Annotated in this window: 1 protein-coding gene; it reads left to right on the forward strand. The window is 67.5% G+C overall.

From position 1 onward, the window contains the following. Nucleotides 1-56: 56 nt before the first annotated feature. On the forward strand, nucleotides 57-1,482 hold a 1,426-nt coding region (locus tag EAW56_RS12175; protein WP_122086820.1), incomplete at its 3' end, for a DNA repair helicase XPB.

Below are 1,482 nucleotides of genomic sequence, written 5' to 3' on the forward strand. Positions count from 1 at the left end.
GGTCGGAGGCGCTGCGGGGTTAGGATTTCGTGCCCTAAACAGGCATAATCGCCCCCATGCCTTTAAGTGACGGACCGCTCATTGTTCAGTCGGACAAGACTGTCCTGCTCGATGTCGCGCACCCTGATGCAGGGGCGGCCCGCGCCGCGCTCGCCCCGTTCGCCGAGCTTGAGCGCGCGCCCGAGCACATTCACACCTACCGGATCACCCCGCTCGCGCTGTGGAACGCGCGCGCCGCCGGCTTCGACGCCGAGCAGGCCGTGGACACGCTCGAGCGGTACTCGCGCTTCCCCGTCCCGCAGCCGCTGCTCATCAGCGTCGCGGAGACGATGGCGCGCTACGGCCGCCTCAAGCTCGTGCAGCACCCCGCTCACGGTCTGATCTTGGAGGCGGATGAGCCCGCGCTGCTCACCGAGGTCACCCGCAGCAAGAAGGTGCGCCCGCTCATCGGCTCGCCTATCGACGCCACCTCCATCCCCGTCCACCCGTCCGCCCGCGGCCAGATCAAACAGGAATTGACCAAACTCGGGTGGCCCGTCGAGGACCTCGCCGGCTACGTCGACGGCGAATCGCACCCGATCCAGCTCAACCAGGACGGTTGGGCACTTCGCGACTACCAGCAGTACGCCACCGAATCCTTCTGGGAGGGCGGCTCCGGCGTGGTCGTCCTGCCCTGCGGCGCTGGCAAGACGATCGTGGGCGCGGCCTCCATGGCGCAGGCGCAGACCACCACGTTGATCCTGGTGACCAACACCGTGGCCGGCCGCCAGTGGCGCGACGAGCTCCTGCGACGCACCTCGCTGACCCCAAACGAGATCGGCGAGTACTCCGGCGAGAAGAAGGAAATCCGCCCGGTCACCATTGCCACGTACCAGGTCGTGACCCGCAAGACCAAGGGCGAATACCGCGCCCTCGAGCTCTTCGACTCCCGAGACTGGGGCCTCATCATTTACGACGAAGTCCACCTCCTCCCCGCCCCCGTCTTCCGCATGGCCGCTGACCTGCAGTCGCGCCGCCGCCTCGGGCTGACCGCCACGCTCGTACGCGAGGACGGCCGCGAAGACGACGTCTTCTCCCTCATCGGCCCGAAGCGCTACGACGCACCGTGGAAGGAACTCGAGATGGCCGGCTACATCGCCACCGCCGAGTGCGTCGAGGTCCGCACCGCCCTCACGCAGGAGGAACGCCTGACCTACGCCACCGCGGAGACCCGGGAGCGGTACCGGCTCGCGGCGTGTTCGAAGGGGAAGCTGGGGGCCGTCGATAAGCTGCTTGCTCAGCACGAGGGCCAGCAAACGCTCATCATCGGTGCCTACGTGGACCAGCTTGAGGAGCTCGCTGCGCGCATCGACGCGCCGCTCATTCACGGCAAAACCAGCACGAAGCAGCGCGAGCAGGCGTTCCAGGCCTTCCGCGACGGCGAAGTATCCACGCTCGTGGTGTCCAAGGTGGCGAACTTCTCCATCGACCTGCCCGAGGCGG

The sequence above is a fragment of the Corynebacterium gottingense genome, from assembly GCF_003693265.1.
GTDB lineage: Bacteria > Actinomycetota > Actinomycetes > Mycobacteriales > Mycobacteriaceae > Corynebacterium > Corynebacterium gottingense.